The sequence below is a fragment of the Aliterella sp. E5.1 genome (genome assembly GCF_057473825.1).
In genome coordinates, this window is record NZ_JBYCCV010000215.1 from 1 (window position 1) to 2,966 (window position 2,966).

General features: G+C 41.1%; 3 protein-coding genes. All 3 read right to left on the reverse strand.

The window, feature by feature from the left end:
• A partial coding sequence (locus AC2VE5_RS25215) for a glycosyltransferase (RefSeq protein ID WP_486890337.1) occupies nt 1-1,176 on the reverse strand: 1,176 nt, incomplete at its 3' end.
• 7 nt (nt 1,177-1,183) lie between these two features.
• The gene (locus tag AC2VE5_RS25220; RefSeq protein WP_486890338.1) at nt 1,184-2,377 is read right to left on the reverse strand and encodes a histidine phosphatase family protein; all 1,194 of its coding nucleotides are present in this window, start codon (nt 2,375-2,377) and stop codon (nt 1,184-1,186) included.
• Nucleotides 2,361-2,966: ATP-binding cassette domain-containing protein (locus AC2VE5_RS25225; protein ID WP_486890339.1), on the reverse strand; the 606-nt coding region annotated here is incomplete at its 5' end. The genes AC2VE5_RS25220 and AC2VE5_RS25225, both read right to left, overlap by 17 nt.

Below are 2,966 nucleotides of genomic sequence, written 5' to 3' on the forward strand. Positions count from 1 at the left end.
TTCTTCAACCCGCGCCCGACCTGCTTTACCCATTACTTCCCAAACTTCAGGATGCTCGATGAGATAAGTTAGTTTTTGGGCGATCGCATTTGCATCTCTTTCGGGTACTAAAAACCCAGAATGTCCATTTTCTACTAATTCGGGGATACCGCCGTGAAAGGTACTAATTACGGGTATTCCCATCGCCATTGCTTCTTTTAAAGTGTTAACAGGAGCATCTTGATTCCCGTCGGCGGCGGTCACGCTAGGGGCAACGAAAATATGGCAACTGTCAAGAATATCGATAATTTCTTGCTGCTGTTTCCAGCCTAAAAGTTTCACAATATGTCCAACATTTAGTTGAGCAATAAGCTGCTCAAAATGTTCTTTTAATTCGCCATCACCGATAATGCTGTACTCAATATTTGGGTTGGTTTCAGCTAGTTTAGCAATGGCACGAATACTATATTCTATTCCTTTTTTTTCTACCAAACGACCTATAGTAGAAATTTGTACTTTACCATTTTCGGGATAATACCGAGATTTAAAAGCAAATTTACTACAATCTAGTCCCGAACCGTGAACAACAATTTTTTTTGGATCGCAACCTAATCTAATAGCCCTGTCTCTAAAAAATTCGCAATTTGCTAAAAAAAACTCTCCTTCTGCAAATAGGCGATCGTAAACATTTGTACCTTGTTCTTCAACATATTTGCTAATATCAATACCGCGAAAGGTGGTAATTAATTTGCCTTTAATGATGCCAGCATTTCGATAAGCAAGCGCAATAGGTGCTAGAGTACCAAATTGACAATGAATTATATCATAATCACCATCTTTAAGTAGGGACTCTGTGCGATAAAAAGTCTTTAAAGTAGCAACTTCGTTACCGTACTTCCAAGGATTGAGGAATTGCAAGGTATTTAAAGAACCTTTGTTAATATTTTTTATTACCAATCCTACGCTTTTGTAAAAGCGCAACAAAGTATTTTCGGGTAGAGTTTTGGGATAATAAGTACGTTCCAACAATTGATATTCTTCAATAATGGGATGTACTTTTCCTGGGTTCTTTTTTGGTAAACCATTGACAGGATGAACATGAACTTCATGCCCCCGATCAATTAAACCTGTAATTTGATTGAGAATAAATGCCTCAGATAAAACTGGAAATCGCCAGACTATAAATGCAATTTTCATTGTTAGCTTAAGTAGGTATTTTATTAGGTAAATTGGATAATTCTGGAGATGAGATAGTTTCTAAATCGAGTACCGAGTTATTTTCTGCTCCTGATAAATTCATTACTTGCAATACGCTAGGATATCCATCGCCTGGGTAATGAATGCAGCTAATTGTACCGGAGGTTAGTTGTAGGTGTTGCAGGCGATCTAAATTTATCGCCAAAGCTTTATCTAGCAAATGTTTTATAGTGTTTTTTTCTCCAACTACTAAGCCAGTAATAAGGGCTGAAGCTGTATTTCTAGCATTAATACTTTGTTGCCAAGCTTCAGGAAAATCTTTGCGTAAAAACTTCAATTGCACCGTCTGTGGGTGGTGTTGAAGAATTTTTTTAGCGATCGCTTGAAAGTTGTCATTGTCTTCAATCGCGCTGAAATCAATGCTGGTTTCTTGGAGTAATTGTGCTAGTTGCTGAGTTTGGGCTAGATGATTTATTTCTAAAGGCAAGAGAAACAAACGCAAACCAGATCCGCTTTCTTGAAGCTTGGGTAAGCTTTCTCCTACATGAGTCGTAAGATTCATTGCTTTTAGACTCCCAGATTCTAAAGATCCATCAGGAAAATGCAAGACGCTGATACCGCAATTAGACTGTTGGATGCAGTGGTAATAGTTGGGTGCAATACCTAGGGCGGTGCTAATTAAAGCGCGGTTTGTGCCACCATGAGCTACCAAAAGCAAGGTTTGACCAAGGTGGCGGGGTAGCACCTCTTGCCAAAATTTTCGTACTCGTTTGTACAAATCTAAGGCGGGGTAGATAGGTGGAGAGGATTTGCCTACCATGCAAAAATCGTGGGGGCGTTGCTTCCAGTGGCGATAGTCTTGGGAAAAGTTTTCGCGCACGTACTGAATCGCTAATCCTTCCCAGGCAGGCAGATCGGTTTCGCGCAACTGGTAGGTAAAATTTATAGTATTGGGATCGGCTTGGGGAGAAATTACTTTTAAGATTTCTTTGGCTGTAGCTTGCGATCGCGCTAAGGAGCTAGAATAAATCCCATCAAATTTTAGTCCCTTAAGGAATGCTCCAGTTTGACGAGCATCTTTGTACCCGGTTTGAGTCAATAACGAGCGATCGCTACTACCTTGATACAAACCGAGAGCATTGTAGGTACTTTGTCCGTGACGCACCAAAACAACGCGGGTTCCTTTAAGTTTCGAGGACATAAGGATCTCCTTTTGACGTGCTATCCACAATATTTTGCAATCTGTACAGAGTTGCGTAGCGGTTTCCCAAAGCCATAAGTTCGCTATGAGTACCTTGCTCGATGATGCTTCCCGCCTCAATATAAAAAATCAAGTCTGCTTTTTCTACTGCTCGGAGGTTGTGAGAAATGGTAAACGTTGTTTTACCTCCGGTAAGTCTTGCTAGAGCCGTATTAACTGCATACTCGCTCTTGTAGTCCAAGCCTGTAGTTGGTTCGTCAAGGATGATGATGGGCGCTTGACGAATAGCTGCACGGGCGATCGCAATTCGTTGTCTTTGTCCGCCAGAGAGGGTTCCTCCCCGTTCGCTCAAAATAGTATCGTAGCCTTGGGGTAAGTTGATAATAAACTCATGAGCATTAGCAAGGAGGGCGGCTTTTTCGACTTCTTGATCCAACGCACCTAATTTTCCATAAGCAATGTTTTCTCGCACGCTCTCAGCAAATAGGACACTATCTTGCAGAACTACGCTAGTTTGTCGCCGCAAAGAGTCTATTGTATATTCACGAATATCTTGACCGTCAATTAAAATCCTCCCGGCTACAGGATC